The sequence below is a fragment of the Mesorhizobium sp. B2-1-1 genome (genome assembly GCF_006442975.2).
GTDB lineage: Bacteria > Pseudomonadota > Alphaproteobacteria > Rhizobiales > Rhizobiaceae > Mesorhizobium.
Genome location: NZ_CP083954.1, coordinates 3,497,459 through 3,512,925 on the forward strand (window position 1 = coordinate 3,497,459; position 15,467 = coordinate 3,512,925).

Genomic DNA, 15,467 nt, shown 5'->3' on the forward strand with positions numbered 1-15,467 from the left:
CCCCTCCAAGCCAAAAGGCGGGAGACAAGTCCCCCGCCTTTTTCATTGGCTGTCTGCCCGCTGCCTAGTGCAGGCGGCCGCTGGCGTGGGCCAGCATGGTGTAGACCTTGCCTGTATCCGATGTCAGGTAGGTCTGCGCCATGATGTTGTCGCGGTCGTTGCGCGACACGTCCTTCAGCAGCTTCTCGAAATCATCGCAATAGCGGTCGACGGCGGCGCGGAACTCTGCCTCCGTCTGGTACTTGCGACGGATCTCGTCGAACGTCTGCTGCCCCTTCAGCGTATAGAGCCGCCGCGTGAACACGTCACGCTCGCCGCGCCGGTACCGGTTCCACAGTTCGATCGACGCATCGTGATCGATGGCCCGTGCGATGTCGACGGACAGCGAGTTCAGTGATTCCACGACGTGAAGCGGCGAACGCTGGGCAGGGGCGGCGCGCGGTGCTTCGGCGGGTGTTGCAGGCTTGGCTTCGTCCTCGCGTGACGCCCCGCTCAGGAGATCGCGCACCCAGCCGCCCTGTTGCGTGCGGGCGCCGGCGTCGGAACGCTGGCGCGGCGCCGTGTCGGCGGGGCGCTCCAGGTCAAGCGTGCCGCGTAGCGCCGTGCCGCCCGACGGCGCCTGCGGCGCGCGAAGTTCCGGCTGTGGCGCGGGAGCGCGGCGCGGCGGCTCTGCCGGGGCTTGCGGCGCCGGGCGCAAATTGCGAGATTCCGAGGGCTCTCCACCACTGCGGCCGGACTTCGCAACGATGTCCGAAAGCTCCTTCAGGGCGTTGATCTGCTCGGAAACCGCGCGGCGGATGGCCGATGTCGATTCCTTGGCCTCTTCCGGCATCTCGATGACGCCTTTCTTGAGCTCGGCGCGGGTGAGGTCGAGCTCGCTCTTGATGGCGCCGGCGGTGCGGCGCATCTCCTCGGTCGCGTCGGAGAAGCGCTTGGTTGCCGAATCGACGACGTCGGTGATGGCGTTGCGGATCTTGTCGGCCGATTCCAGCGTCCTGCCTTCCGCATTTTGCAGCGTCTGGCCGACCAGATTCTCGAACGAGCGCATGACCCTTTCGAGATCCTCCGACTTCTTGACCAGGCCGACAGCGAGATCCTCGAGTGAAGACTGCCTTTCTAGCGTGTGTTCGAGGTTGCTCTGGGCCGAGCTCAGGAGGTCCGAAGCACCGGCGAGCAGGCGGCTGTGTTCATCGAACTTGGTGGCGATCGACGCGACCTCGCGCAAGGTCGACGACGACAGTTCCGTCAGCCTTGTCGTGTTCGAATCGACCAGCCTTGCCGAGCTGGCGAAGGTCTGCGCCGCTTTCTCGGTGGTTGCCGCGAAGCTTTGCGTGCTGCCGGTCAGGCGTTCGTCCACCTGGCCGAGATTGGCCGCGGCCTGTTCGATCAGCTGACCGAGCTGCGCGCTCGACGTGGTCATTCGGCCGATCAGGTCGGCGACACTGTCGGATAGCGACGAGCGGGCACCTTCGACCGCCGAAAGGGTCTCGGCGGTGCGGCTGGCGAGCGCGTTGACGAGGGCTGCGTTTTCGCTGCGCAGCTTCTCGGCGGCACGTTCGGTGACCTCTTCCATGCTCTTTTGCAGTTCCGAGCCGCCCTGGGCGAAACGCTCGACCAGCGGCCGCGCGGTCTCGTCGAGGATCTTCGACATCTCCGCCGACCGTGCCGCAAGCATGGTGTTGAGCTCGCGGGTGTTGGCGCCGATCGTCTTGGCGGCGTCGTTGGTGCTCTGGCCGATATGCTGGCCGACCGCGGTAAAGGTCTCCGCGATGACATTGGCGCGCGACACGAGTTGCGCCTCGGCGCTCGACACCTGCTCGTTGAGCTTCTGGCCCATCGTCTCGGCGGTATGGGCGAGCCGGTTCTCGACGCTGGCGATCTGCTCTTCGACGCGGGCAGCAGCCGTTGCCGCGGTCGATGCGAGCCGCTCGTCGGCGCCGGCGAGCGCCTGCTCGATTTCACGGGCATGCGCGGCCAGCTCCTGGCCGGTCTGGCGCGCACGGTCGGCGACCCTCTGCTCTGTGCTGGTGAAGGCGCCGACGATGCTCTGCGCATGTTCGCCGATGGTCGAGGTGCTGGCGGCGATGCGGGAAACCAGTCGGTTGTCCGCATCATCGAAGATGCGGGCGATTTCGGAGGCGCGGCCTGACAGCGCTTCCGAACCTTCGGCGATGCGCGAGACCAGGTGCTGGTCGGCGGCGTCGAAGATGCGGCCGAGATCCGCTGCACGCGCGGCAAGAGCTTCGGCCGATTCGCCGATGCGCATGCCGAGCCGCTGATCGGCGCCTTCGAAATTGCGCAGGATATCGCCGGCGCGGGCGGCCAGCGACTGTGCCGTTTCGACGGCCCGGGCAACCAGCTTCTGGTCGGCCGCGTCGAAGGTGCCGGCAATCTCGCTCACCCGAGCCGCCAACTGGTCGGCGGTCTCCTGGGCGCGGGCGGCCAGCTTCTGGTCGGCCGCGTCGAACGTGCCGGCGATTTCGCTTGCACGGGCGGCAAGCTGATCGGCGGTTTCATGGGCTCGCGCCAGCAAGGAACTGGACGCATCGTCCGCGCGGGCAAGCAAGGCGCTCGACGTGTCTTCCGCACGGGCGTGGAGACGGCGATCCGCCTCCTCGAAGGTGCGGGCGATGTCTTCGGCTCGAGCCAGCAGGGCGGCCGAGGTCTGCTCGGCGCGCTCGGCGATCTTGCGATCCGCATCGGAGAAGGCCTGGCCCGCCTGCTCATGCAGGACGCTGGTGACTTCCAGGACCTTCTCGCGCAAGGCGCCGGCCACGAAGACGGCGCTCTTCTCGAGCACGTTGCGCACATTGTCTACGCCTGTCGACAGCGCACGCTCCATGGTGCCCGCACGCTCCTCGATGATGCCGGTCTGGCGACTGAACGCCTGCTCGATCTTGTCCACGTCGGCGGCGATCGCAGCGGAGATGTCGGTGCTCCTGGCCGCGATCTGGTCGATGTGACCCGACAGTGAACGATCGATATCCTTGCGGGTCTCGGCGAGCCTGCCGAGATCGTCTTCCAGCGCGCGGCTCAGCACGTCGCGGCCTTCGGCCAGCTTGCCGACATGTCCGGCGATGATGCCGTCGAGATCGCCACGGCTCTCCGACAGCCTCTGCAAATCGGCCTCCAGCGCGCGCTTGAGGATGTCGCGGCCTTCGGCCAGCTTCTCGACCTGGCCGGCGACAAGGCCGTCGATGCTCGAGCGGCTTTCGGCCAGCTTGGCGAGATCGTCCTCGAGTGCCTTCGACAGCACCGAACGCTCCTGGACAAGCCGCTCGGAGTGGCTATTGACCAGTCCGTTGACGTTTTCCAGATCGTCTTCGAGTGCCTTCGACAGCGCCGAACGATCCTGGACAAGCCTTTCGGAGTGGCTGTTGACGAGACTGTTGACGTTTTCGAGGTCGGCTTCGAGCGCCCGGGCGAATTGTCCCCGATCTTCGACCAGTTTCTGGGACTGGTCGGCGACGGTGCTCTTGATCGTATTGAGATCGGCTTCCAGCGCACGGCGCAGGATGTCGCGGCCTTCCGCCAGCTTCTCGACCTGGCCGGCCACCAGCCCGTCGATGCTCGAGCGGCTCTCGGCCAGCTTGGCGAGATCCTCCTCAAGCGCTTTCGACAAGGTCGAACGGTCCTGGACCAGCTTGTTCATGTGGTCGGCAATGACGCTGTTCACGTTCTGCAAGTCCGCCTCGAGAACCCGCGACAGCTGCCCGCGGTCCTCGGCCAGCCTCTCGGACTGGCTCGATATGACGCCCTTGATCGCGTTGAGGTCGGATTCCAGCGCCCGCCTGAGAATATCGCGGCCTTCGGCCAGTTTCTCGACCTGACCGGCGACCAGGCCGTCGATGCTCGAGCGGCTCTCGGCGAGCTTGGCAAGGTCGGCTTCAAGGGTCTGCGACAGCAGGCTGCGATCTTCGGCCAGGCGGCCCGAATGGTCTTCGATCAGCCCGCGTATGCTGGACAGATCGTCCTCCAGCGAACGGCCGAGCTGCGAGCGGTCTTCCGCCAGTTTGGCCGAATGCGCCTCGATGAGGTCCTTGATGCCGGCGATGTCGTTCTCCAGCGCCTTGGCGAGTACCGCGCGGCCCTCGGCGATCTTCTCGACCTGACCGGCGACAAGGCCATCAATGTCGGCGCGCGTGTCCACGAGCTTGCCGAGGTCGGTTTCGAGCGCGCGCGAGAGAATGTTGCGGCCCTCGGCCAGCTTGCCAACATGTCCAGCAACCATTTCGTCAATGATTGTACGGGCTTGCACCAGCTTTCCGGAGTCTTCGTTGAGAGCCTGGGAGAGCCGGTTGCGGCCTTCTTCCAGCCTTTCGAGGTGGCTGCCGAGCGAAGCGTCGATGGCAGCGCGCGATTCGTTGACCTTGCGCAGATCTTCTTCGAGAGCGCGCGCGATCAGGCTGCGGCCTTCGGCCAGCTTCTGCACCTGGTCGGTTACCGCAGCATCGATGCCGGCACGGCTCTCGGCGAACTTGGCCAGATCGGCCTGCATCGCGGCCGCCATGCGCTCGCGGCTCTCGGAAAGGCTGCGGCTGTGATTTTCGACCGCTTCTTCTATGCCCACGCGGGCATCGGCAAGCCGCTGGATATCGGCATCGAACGAGCGCGAGACGACGTGGCGCGCCGCTTCCATGCGTCCGGCGAAATCGCTGGCGCGCGCTTCGAGCATGGACGAGGTCGACGTGACGATATCGGCCATGTCGGCGCCGATCTGGGTCTTGCCCTGGTCGATCATCGCCGTCAGCGTGTCCTTGCTCTCGGCGAAGGTGTGGGCGATTTCGCGCGCGCGTTCGACCAGCGTTTCGTTGATCTGCCGGGCACGGGCTTCGAGTGCTGCGTTGAGCTTCTGCGTGCCGGTGTCGAGAGCCTCGGCGCGGGTCTGGAACTCGCTGATCAGCGCCTGGCCGCGCTCGGCGAGCGTGCGCTCGATGCCGTTGAGGCTGGCCTCGAATTCCGAATTGAGTGTGCGCGCGGCGCCACCAAGCAGCGACACCATGCCGTTGGTGCGATCGTCGAGCAGGTCGGTCAACGACCGGGTCAGGCCGTCTGTCGTGTCCGTCAGCTTGGCGATGCGCGTGTCGAGCAGGCTGGCGAAAGCCTCGCCGGAAGTCGAAAGCTTGTCGGTTATGGTGTCGAGCCGTCCTTCCACCGAATCGAAGATCGACAGCGAGCTTTCGTTGATGCGGTCGATAAGCGTGTCGCCGGAATTGGTGATGGTCATCGACAGTTTGGTCGATGCATTGAGAATGCTGTCGCGGATGAGGTCGCTGGCAGCGCCGATTTCGTCCTTGAGGGTGTCGTGCGCGCCGGCGATCGAAGCGCGAACCCGCTCCGCATGGCCGACGACCGCCTCGCGCTCGCTGCCGAGCCCGTCGACGAGCGAGCGGATGCGGGTTTCGTTTTCCGAATAGGAGCGCTCGATCTGGTTGACCTCGCTGTGGACCAGCGTTTCCAGTTCGACGGCGCGGGCCAGCGTGCGTTCGATGCCTTCGCCCATGGCGGCCACCTCGCGGCGGACGGCCTGGCCGATCATCATGACGCGATCCTGGGCCATGTTTTCCGGCTCGGTGAGGCGGAAGGCCACTTCCGTCATCGACTGGGCGGCGATGCGCATGTCCTGCGCGCGGCGAATCATGGCGGCGAAGGCCCAAAACAGGATGACCGGCACGATGGCCGCGACAGCAAGGCCGATCAGTTCGGGACGGGCGAAGAACTGGTCGAGCGTGCGGATCCTCCAGATGCTCGGCCCGAAGAGGAGGTTGGCCAATCCGCCCGCGCCGGCGATCCAGGCCAGCGAAACGAAGGCGATAACCCAGTAGATCGTGTTCGAGGCGCGCCGGTTGAGGCTGTGCAGAAGCGTCTTGTAATCCTTCTGACGATCGTCATTGGCCGGCGAGAAGCCGGCGGGCTGACCGCCATTGCGTGTTTCGACGGGGCGCAGTTCGGCGGGTCTGGTCTTTGGCGCGGGATTCGCGGCCTGGGCTTGGTTGACGACGGGTGCCTGCGTCTGATTGCGTCCCTCGCGCGCCAATTCGTCGGCGGCCTGGGATATCTGCGCTTCCAGATCTTCCATCGAGGCCGCTATATCGAGGTCGCCGCTGCCGGTGTCGCCGCTGAGGTCGAGATCGAGTGCCTTCTCGAGTTCCCTGGCCACATCATTGTCCAGAGATCTGGTCGTCGTTGTTTTCTTCGCCATGCCTTCGCTACCCTGTACTAGCTGCCGCGGGCTTATGATTTTGGTTGTCGCACCCACGCGCAGGAGGCTGAAAATGGACCCCTCGTATCGTAATGACACAGGGGGGTAAAGAAAACATGCATTCCGCGGGATACGTAAAACTTTAAATATAAGGTTAACGGAAGCGTGATTCCGGCGCCGCTTTCGCAACATTTTTTCCGGCCATCCATTAACCCGTTGTCCATTGGATTCGCCTAGTTTTTCAGGCGGCCGAAGAAGCGGAGTTCGAGTTCATGCGTGGCGAAAGCGGCATTGCCTTCTCAATGCCCGGGGGCGATGTATCGGGAACGAGGCGGTCCCGACCGGTCGATTTGGCACACCTTGCGCGGCAGACGATGGGCGACCGCGGCCTCGAACAGGAGGTGTTGGCGCTCTTTGTACAACAGGCGCTGTCGGTGCGCGACAGGATAGTCGATGCGGACATCAAGGACCGGCTGCTCCTGGCGCACGGTCTGAAGGGTTCGGCGCGCGGTGTCGGGGCTTTTGCCATTGCCGATTGCGCCACCGAGATAGAACGGCAGCCGGAAGACAGCCAGACGCTCACGCGGCTCGGCAAGCTGATCGACGAAGTGCGCGATTTCATCGCCGCAATCAACCGCTAGGCCGGTTTGTGGAAAAACGTCACCGAGCGGCGCTTTCTCGCCGCAGTTGACTTGTGTGCCCGAGTGATTATCTCGGCGGAAACTCCCTCAGGTGACAAATGACCAAACTGACCTTCATTGCCCATGACGGCACACATTTCGACGTGGATGCCGAGAACGGCTCGACGGTCATGGAAAACGCCATCCGCAATGCCGTGCCGGGTATCGAAGCGGAGTGCGGCGGCGCCTGCGCCTGTGCAACCTGCCACGTCTATGTCGACGAGGCCTGGACGGCGGAAGTCGGCGAGCCGGAAGCAATGGAAGAGGACATGCTGGACTTTGCCTACGACGTCCAGCCGAATTCGCGGCTATCGTGCCAGATCAAGGTGCGCGACGCGCTCGACGGACTGGTGGTGCGGGTGCCCGAGCGCCAAGGCTAAAAGCCGATTTTTGCCCGAGGCAATGAATCCGGGCAGGGGGTTCCTTGGGGGCCGGCTGTTGACGTCGCCTTGAATGGAAAACCCGCCTGTGCGGCGGGCCTCCGGCGCAACTCAGCACCATAACCAAATATCTACCATAGTTGCGGGCACTCCGTCAAGAAAAAATTCCTATCGTGAGAAGCTGCCCTGCCATGAAAAGGTGGCGGGGCAGCCGGACTGGCAGTCGTCCATCCCTTGCAACCCGAGTTCGCAGCTCTGATTTTTGCGGCTGCCGCTTGGCAGCAAGCCGGAGGTCATGCAGTCTCACGCCAATCCAGCAGCGAGGCGCGCACCATGACCGGCATCACCAGGACAGACGTACTCATTGTCGGGGCAGGGCCGGTCGGCCTGTTCGCCGTGTTCGAGCTCGGCCTGTTCGACATGAAGTGCCACCTGATCGACATCCTCGACCGGCCCGGCGGCCAATGCGCGGAACTCTATCCGGAAAAGCCGATCTATGACATTCCCGGCTGGCCGTCGATCTCGGCGCAAGGGCTGGTCGACAAGCTGCTCGAGCAGATCGCGCCGTTCAAGCCTGATTTCACCTACAATCGCATGGTCTCCAGCCTGGAGAGGTTGGAGGACGGCGGCTTTCGCGTCACCACCGACGAGAACGAGGTGTTCGAGGCCAAGGTGGTGGTGATCGCCGCCGGCGGCGGCTCGTTCCAGCCGAAACGCCCGCCCATCCCGGGCATCGAACCCTATGAGGGCAAGAGCGTCTTCTATTCGGTGCGCCGGATGGAAGACTTTCGCGGCCACGACCTCGTTATCGTTGGCGGCGGCGATTCGGCGCTGGACTGGACGCTCAATTTGCAGCCGGTGGCAAAAAGCGTGACCCTGGTCCACCGGCGCCCGGAGTTCCGCGCCGCGCCCGACAGCGTCAACAAGATGTACGCCATGCAGGAGATGAAGCAGCTGGATTTCCAGGTCGGGCAAGTGACCGGCTTGACCGGCGCCGCCGGCCAACTGTCGTCCGCCCTGATCAAGGGGCCGGAGGGCGACATCGAAATTCCTTGCACGCGGATGCTGCCCTTCTTCGGTCTGACCATGAAGCTCGGACCGATCGCGGAATGGGGGATCAACCTTCACGAGAACCTGATTCCGGTCGACACCGAGAAGTTCCAGACGTCGGTCCCGGGCATCTTCGCGGTCGGCGACATCAATTGGTATCCCGGCAAGCTGAAGCTCATCCTGTCGGGCTTTCACGAGGTCGCGCTGATGGCCCAGGCCGCCAAGCGCATCGTCAGCCCGGGCGAACGCATCGTCTTCCAATACACGACCTCGTCGACCAGCCTGCAGAAGAAGCTCGGTGTGGTGGATGCCTCCTGACGCGTATCGCTTCAGTCCGCCAGCACGGGGGCCTCGGGATGGCCGCGCAGCGGTTTTTCGGGCATCAGGCTGAGCGTCAGCAGCGCCATGACCAACATCACCACGGCGGCGACGAAGATCAGCCCGAAGGCGGCAGCTTCGGCACCGGCGCCGGTCGCCTGCGCGCCTTCGCCCGCCAGCGGCAGCCCGTTGCCCAAGGCGACCGCACCGAGGATAGCAACGCCGAGCGCGCTGCCCAGCGAGCGCAGGAACGTCAGCACGCCGGTGGCGACGCCAAGGTGCCTGGGGTCGACGGCGTTCTGGACAGACACCGTGGCCACCGGAAAGGTGGTTCCGCTGCCGAGCCCGACGCACGTCGTCAGGATCTCGACAACCAGCAGCGAGGCGTGCCCCGCCACCAGGCTGAGGACGCCGAGGCATAGAACGGCGAAGCCCAATCCGACCATGGCGATCCGCTTGTAATGGACGAAACGCGGAATGGTGCGCCCGCTGAATGTCGCGCCGGCCACCGTGCCAAGCATCAGCCCCAGGAGGGCGGTGCCGGATTCGCTCGCCGACAGGCCGATGACCGACTGGAGATAGACCGGCAGGTAGACAGACAGGCCGATATTGGCCGCCTGCAGAAGGAACATGGAGAGCGTGCCGGCAAGGACGATCGGGTTGCTCAGCACCTCGAGCGAAATCAGCGGCTCGGTTGCGCGCAGCAGCCGCAGCGCAAAGGCGCCCCACAGGACCAGGGAACTGGCGATCAGCCCGAGGATCTCCGTCGACAGCCAGGGGTATTCGCTGCCGCCCCAGTTCAACGCCAGAAGCAGCAGGGCCGTGGCGGCGACGAGAAGCAGCGCGCCGAGCCCGTCTATGCGGTGCCGTCTTGCCGCGACCGGCAGCTTGCGCAGCGGCTTGTTGATGATGGCCATGGCCAGGATGCCGAGCGGAATGTTGATCCAGAAGATCAGCGACCAATGGAGATGTTCAGCGAACGTGCCGCCGAGCAACGGCCCGGCGATGCTGGCGACTGCCCATGTGCCCGAGATCCAGGCCGCATAGCGTGCCCGCTCGCGTGGCGGCACAAGGTCGCCGATGACGGTCTGCGCCAGGGCAAAAAGCCCGCCGCCGCCGGCGCCCTGGATCGCGCGGCCGATCACCAGCACGAACATGTTGGGCGCCATCGCACTGACCAGCGAGCCGGCGAGGAAGATGAGGATCGCGCCATAGACGGTCGGCCGGCGGCCGTAGACGTCGGAGATCTTGCCGTAGAGCGGCGCCATGGCGGTTGCGGTCAGGAGATATCCGGTCACTATCCAGGGCAGGTACTCGGCGTGGCCGAGCGCTCGCGCGATGGTCGGCATGGCCGGTGCCACAATGGTCTGGTCAAGTGCTGCCAGCAGCATCGACAGGAGAACGCCGCCGATAATGGCGTTCTTTTCGCTTTCCGTCAGCGGCGCGCTCGCGGCCGCCACGGCCTGCTTGTCGACAGCCTGGTCCATAGTCTTTCGTCCATATGCTTGCGCGCCGTACGGTGCGTCGGCCGGGCTAGCCGTTGCATCCGCGGCGCGATCGGTCGTGATGCTCGTGTTTGAAAGTTCGTGCCCTTGCCAACCCCTGATATGTCGTCCCGTATAGGCCGATTTCGACCGTTGCCCGAAAATTTTTCGAAGCTGGCACTACGCTTCGGCCCGGTTGGCTCGCACCGCCGCCCCTTTAGGCGACATGCATCAGGACATTCAGGTCGGCGGCAACCGGCCGTTGCCGATGCGCTCGACGCGATAGCGCAGGAGCCGCAGGATGCGGCTTTCGAAATTGACGCTTTCGACACGATCGAACTGCACCTGGGCACGGTCGTGTCTGGCGAGAATGGCGGCGGTGATCTGGGCGGCCTTGGCCTTCGCCGCATCGCAGTCCTTCTGCGGGTAAGCGGCTTTCAGCGCGTCTTCCAGTTCGCGGGCGTGATTCTTGGCGATCTCGACATGGCGTTCCTCATGGCGCTTGATGTCGGCCGACAGCGTGTCCCAGAACAGCCGCACATCCGCGTCGGCCTTGCGTGGACGGCGCCATTCGGGAAGGATAACCTTGACCTTGACGGTCACCGCGGCATCGGCGATCCGGCAGGAGCCGGACTGCCCGGCATAGCTGATGCGCGTGGTGAAGGCCATCTGTGTGGCGCCGGGATGCCGCGAGCCCGTGCTCTTCACCTGCGGACCACGTTTGGAAAGCTGTGCCTCGATGTCTTCTAGCGTCCTGCCGCCGACGGCGAAGTAGCTATATGTCTTGACGAGATTGGCCGCGCCCGCCGGAACGGCGGTGGCGGCAAGCAGCAATGCGCAAAGCAGGGTTCGTTTCATCAGGTTGCCTCTCGCCCTACCTTGCTTTACGGCCACTGCCGGCGCAACGGAATTGATCTGGTGCGGATCACACATGGTTGATGAGCCCCATGGTTGATGAGCAATGACGGCGAGGCGATGGCAGTTGGCGCACGGACGCCATCTCGACCTTGGCGACAAGGCCGTGGTGGTCGGCATTCTCAATGTCACGCCCGACAGTTTTTCCGACGGCGGTCTGTTCGATGCCGCCGAGACCGCGCTGGTCCAGGCGCGCCGCATGCTGGGCGAAGGCGCCCGGGTCGTCGATGTCGGCGGTGAATCGACAAGGCCGGGCGCGTCCGCGATCACGGCGGGCGAGGAGCAGGCGCGCATCCTGCCGGTGATCGAGGCGCTGGCGGGTTCCGGCGAGGTGCTGATTTCGGTCGACACCTATCGCGCCGAGACCGCGCGGCTGGCCGTCGCGGCCGGGGCACATATCGTCAACGACGTCTGGGGCTTGCAGCGGGAGCCGGACATTGCGCGTGTCGCAGCCGAAACCGGCGCGGGGCTCATCATCATGCATACCGGGCGGGATCGCCGAAAACTGCCCGACGTCATCGCCGACCAGTTCGCGTTCCTCGAAAAATCACTGGAAATCGCCCGCCGACACGGCATCGCCGACGATCATATCGTTCTCGATGCCGGCTTCGGCTTCGCCAAGGAGACGACCGAGGATAACCTCGACCTGATGGCGCGGTTTTCCGAGCTCAACGCCCTCGGATTTCCGCTGATGGCCGGAACCTCGCGAAAACGCTTCATCGGCACCGTCACGGGCCGCGATGCCGCCGAAAGAGGGGCTGGGACTGCGGCGACGAGCGTCATACTGAGATTGAAGGGCGCCGACCTGTTTCGCGTCCACGATGTCGCAATCAACGTGGACGCGCTGGCCGTGGCGGATGCTATGCTGGCGCGCGAAACCGCAGTTTCGGAACGCTGAACCATGTATGTCATCCGCCTGAAGAATTGCGCCTTCTTTGCCCGGCACGGGGTGCTGGACGAGGAGGAGGCGCTCGGCCAGCGCTTCTATGTCGACGCCTCGCTCACCGTGGAGCCCGGGCGCGCGCTGGTCGACGATGCCATCGGGGAAACCGTCAACTACGGCGTTGCCTTCACGGTGATCGAGGAGATCATCACCGGACACAGGCGCTTCCTGATTGAGGCGCTGGCCCTGGAAGTCGCAAAAGCCCTGACGGAACGCTTCCCGCAGATCAGGAAAGCCGAAATCACGGTCCGCAAGCCGAATGCGCCGGTGCCCGGCGTGCTCGATTACGTCGAGGTGACCGTTGTCTGGCCGCAGTAACACCGTCTATCTCAGCCTTGGCGGCAATCTCGGCGATCCGGCGAGTTCGATGGCGGCGGCGCTGCGCCTGCTCGACGCCGATGCCGCCACTCGCGTGGCCGCGGTGTCCTCGCTCTACCGCACGCCGCCCTGGGGCAAGCTCGACCAGCCCGACTTCCTGAACGCCGCCGCGGAACTCTCGACACGGCTCTCGCCGCGGGCATTGCTCGACCTGTGCCTCGATGCAGAGCGCAAGCTGAAGCGCGTGCGCGAGGAGCGCTGGGGGCCGCGCCTGATCGATATCGACATCCTGGTTTTCGGCGACCGCGTCATCCACAAAACCGGCTTGGAAGTGCCGCATCCGCGCATGCTTGAACGTGCCTTCGTGCTGGCGCCGCTGGCCGAGATCGCGCCCGATCTTGCGGTAAGCGGGCGAAGCGTCTCGGAGCGGCTGGCCGCCGTCGATGCGGCCGGTATCGAACGCCTGCCGTCGGGCCGCGACTGGTGGCTGGATAGACCAGCGTCAGCCTGAGAACCCGCCATCGTCCAGAAAGGTTTTTTCCTCCGGCGTGGTCTCACGACCGAGCATCTTGTTGCGATGCGGAAAACGGCCGAAGCGCCGGATGATGTCGAGGTGTTCTTCGGCGTATTTGAGGTAGTCCGGCGCGTTGGCCGCGGTGAGCTCGACCGACCGTTCCTGGTCGGCGAGCAATTCCGAATGTTCGAACGGCAGATACAGGAACACCCGCAATTCCGGTTCGAGCGCCAGATCCTGGCCTGACGTTACGGCTTTTTGGGCAAAATGCTTCGCCAGCGGGTCCGTGGCGTACATGTGGCCGGTGCCGCGAAAGCAGTTGCGCGGAAACTGATCGAGCAGGATCATCAACGCCAGCGAGCCTTCGGCATGCTCCGACCAGCCGTCGCATTCGCGCCGTGCGGCCGCGTAGTGCAGCTCAAGAAAGCGGTTGCGGAAATCGCCGTCGAAAACATCGCTTTTTTCGAACCATGCGTCCGCTCCGGCATCACGCCAGAATCTGGTGACCGACAGGGCTCTGCTGTCCAAATCCATGCTTTTCTCCTATCAGCCCGCCGGCTCGGACTTGTGCAGAACGCCGGCCGTTTCCTCGTTGAGCGCCTGGCCGGGGCGGCGCGGCGTGGAGAGCGGCGTCGGGATCGGCGTGCCGATATTGCCCTTCAGGAAACGCTGTCCGGAGCGGATGCCTTCGGCGAGCTGCGTCTCGAAGCGGGCGGTGTCGCGGCGGCGGACATCTTCGACCACCTCGGCGACGTCTTCCGGGTCGACGCCCAGGGCCTCCAGCGTCGAACCGCCAAAAACCAGCGCCGATTCGAATGTTTCACGCAGCTGATAGTCGACGCCTGTGCGGATGAGCTGTAGCGCGGTGCCTCGGTCGAAGGCGCGCGCCAGCACGGTGAGCAAGGGAAACTCGGCTTTGACGAGCTCGGCGATGCGTACGGCGGCATCGGGTTTGTCGACGCAGATGAGCACGGCGCGTGCGCGCCCGGCACCGGCAGCGTGCAGGATGTCCAGCCGCGTGCCGTCGCCGTAGTAGACCTTGAAGCCGAAATCGGCCGCCGCCTGGATCATCTCGACATCGTTGTCGATGATCGACACGTCGATGCCGCGCAGCAGCAATGGCTGGCTGGCGATCTGGCCGAAGCGGCCGAATCCGATGATCAGCACGCTGCCGGTCAGCCCTTCGGCGACGTCGACGCCATCCAGCGACAGCTCGTCGCGCGGCGTCAGATACCGCAACGCGACGATCGCCAGCGGCGTCAGCACCATGGAGATGATGACGATGGCCGTCAGCGTCGCGTTGGCCTGGCCGTCGATGATGCCGACGGAAGCGGCGGCCGAATAGAGGACGAAGGCGAATTCGCCGCCTTGCGCCATGAAGACGGCGCGTTCCAGCGCCTCGCGATGGCCCGATTTCAGGATGCGGGCGACGATGTAGATGCCGAGCGCCTTCATGACCATGTAGGCAACGACATAGACGGCGATCAGCCGCCAGTTCTGAACCACCACATGCAGGTCGAGCGACATGCCCACGGCGAGAAAGAACAGGCCGAGCAGGATGCCGCGAAACGGTTCGATATCGGCTTCGAGCTGGTGGCGGAAGGTCGATTCGGACAGCAGCACGCCGGCCAGGAACGCGCCCATCGCCATCGACAGGCCGCTGAGCTGCATGGCAAGGGCGGATCCGAGAACGACCAGAAGGGCGGCCGCCGTCATCACCTCGCGAGCGCGGGCATCCGCCAGGATACGGAAGAAAGGGTTGAGCAGAAAACGTCCGGCCAGCACCAGGCCGATGATCGCGGCAAGGCCGATACCGACCTCGGCCAGCCGCTCCGACAGGCTGGTGTCGGTGCCGCCTGGCGCCAGGAACGCGATCAGGGCCAGCAGCGGCACGATCGCCAGATCCTCCAGCAGCAGGATGGAGACGATGCGCTGGCCCTTGGGCGAGGCGATTTCGCCGCGCTCTTCCAGAAGCTGCATGACGATCGCCGTCGAGGTCAGCACGAAGCCGGCTCCGGCGACGAAGGATTGCGCGATGGAAAAGCCTCCGGCTATTCCCACGCCGGTCAGCAAGACCGCGCAGACCCCGACCTGAAGCGCGCCCAGGCCGAAGATCTCGCGGCGCAAGCCCCAGAGCCGCGACGGCTGCATCTCCAGCCCGATAATGAACAGGAACATCACGACGCCGAGCTCGGCGACGTGGAGGATGGCTCCCGATTCGGAAAACACACCGATGCCGAACGGGCCGATCACCACGCCCGCGGCCAGATAGCCGAGAATCGAACCCAGGCCCATACGTTTGAAGATCGGAACGGCGACAACACCCGCGGCGAGCAGCGCCACCACCTGAACAAGCTCGCTGCCCGCTGCCTCTGCCGCCATTCCCGCCATTCCGCTCGTTTGAGGACCGCAGCCTGTGCGGTCGGGTCAAGACGCCTCGGATCAGGCGCCAGCGCCCCAAGGATAGGGGCTTCGGCGGGCATGTAACAGCCCGAATCCTGCGGCGGGCAATGTTGCAGGCACGTTACACAAGTTGAGCGCGAGGCCGCGTTGCGTCTGGCTGCAATCGGAGGTTAAGCACGCTCGGCTTCGGCCAGTGGAGGGTGTGGCGATCAAGCCGCGCCCTTTTTGAGGAGATGACTGACATGAAGAAGTTTTTGCTC

At 64.7% G+C, this 15,467-nt stretch carries 11 protein-coding genes; 6 read left to right on the forward strand and 5 right to left on the reverse strand.

What is annotated here, in order from left to right; translation table 11 throughout:
• Window positions 1–64 precede the first annotated feature (64 nt).
• Window positions 65–6,202, reverse strand: coding sequence for a kinesin (locus FJ972_RS17055; RefSeq protein ID WP_140525378.1), 6,138 nt, complete (start codon window positions 6,200–6,202; stop codon window positions 65–67).
• Window positions 6,203–6,474: 272 nt separating this feature from the next.
• On the opposite strand from FJ972_RS17055, the gene FJ972_RS17060 reads away from it, so the two are divergent.
• The 3 genes from FJ972_RS17060 to FJ972_RS17070 all read left to right on the forward strand — a co-directional run bounded on the left by FJ972_RS17060 (window position 6,475) and on the right by FJ972_RS17070 (window position 8,630).
• Window positions 6,475–6,843 carry an Hpt domain-containing protein gene (locus FJ972_RS17060; RefSeq protein WP_140525377.1) on the forward strand — a complete coding sequence of 123 codons (369 nt, stop codon included), beginning with the start codon at window positions 6,475–6,477 and terminating at the stop codon, window positions 6,841–6,843.
• A 98-nt stretch (window positions 6,844–6,941) separates the two neighbouring features.
• Window positions 6,942–7,262, forward strand: a complete 321-nt coding sequence (locus tag FJ972_RS17065; protein WP_137931040.1) for a 2Fe-2S iron-sulfur cluster-binding protein — start codon at window positions 6,942–6,944, stop codon at window positions 7,260–7,262.
• 333 nt (window positions 7,263–7,595) lie between these two features.
• Window positions 7,596–8,630, forward strand: a complete 1,035-nt coding sequence (locus FJ972_RS17070; RefSeq protein ID WP_140525376.1) for an NAD(P)/FAD-dependent oxidoreductase — start codon at window positions 7,596–7,598, stop codon at window positions 8,628–8,630.
• An 11-nt stretch (window positions 8,631–8,641) separates the two neighbouring features.
• Here the strand turns inward: FJ972_RS17070 and FJ972_RS17075 are convergent, their stop codons facing one another.
• On the reverse strand, window positions 8,642–10,117 hold the full coding sequence (locus FJ972_RS17075; protein WP_140525375.1) for an MDR family MFS transporter: 1,476 nt from the start codon (window positions 10,115–10,117) through the stop codon (window positions 8,642–8,644).
• 237 nt (window positions 10,118–10,354) lie between these two features.
• On the reverse strand, window positions 10,355–10,972 hold the full coding sequence (locus tag FJ972_RS17080) for a DUF922 domain-containing Zn-dependent protease (protein WP_181168435.1): 618 nt from the start codon (window positions 10,970–10,972) through the stop codon (window positions 10,355–10,357).
• Window positions 10,973–11,075: 103 nt separating this feature from the next.
• Between FJ972_RS17080 and folP the strand changes: the two genes are divergently transcribed.
• The 3 genes from folP to folK are packed head-to-tail and all read left to right on the forward strand — an operon-like array spanning window position 11,076 to window position 12,801.
• A complete protein-coding gene (folP, locus tag FJ972_RS17085) occupies window positions 11,076–11,927 on the forward strand; it encodes a dihydropteroate synthase (protein WP_140525374.1) in 852 nt (283 codons plus the stop codon).
• A gap of 3 nt (window positions 11,928–11,930) precedes the next feature.
• Window positions 11,931–12,290, forward strand: coding sequence for a dihydroneopterin aldolase (gene folB / locus FJ972_RS17090; RefSeq protein ID WP_140498905.1), 360 nt, complete (start codon window positions 11,931–11,933; stop codon window positions 12,288–12,290).
• On the forward strand, window positions 12,274–12,801 hold the full coding sequence (folK, locus tag FJ972_RS17095) for a 2-amino-4-hydroxy-6-hydroxymethyldihydropteridine diphosphokinase (protein WP_140525373.1): 528 nt from the start codon (window positions 12,274–12,276) through the stop codon (window positions 12,799–12,801). Before folB ends, folK begins: the two co-directional genes overlap by 17 nt.
• Here folK and FJ972_RS17100 read toward each other — a convergent pair.
• Together FJ972_RS17100 and FJ972_RS17105 are read right to left on the reverse strand one after the other, a co-directional pair.
• Entirely contained in the window at window positions 12,793–13,338 is a 546-nt protein-coding gene (locus FJ972_RS17100; RefSeq protein WP_140525372.1) for a DUF924 family protein, read from the reverse strand. The genes folK and FJ972_RS17100 overlap by 9 nt on opposite strands.
• Window positions 13,339–13,350: 12 nt before the next feature.
• The gene (locus tag FJ972_RS17105; RefSeq protein ID WP_140525371.1) at window positions 13,351–15,186 is read right to left on the reverse strand and encodes a monovalent cation:proton antiporter-2 (CPA2) family protein; all 1,836 of its coding nucleotides are present in this window, start codon (window positions 15,184–15,186) and stop codon (window positions 13,351–13,353) included.
• Window positions 15,187–15,467 lie beyond the last annotated feature (281 nt).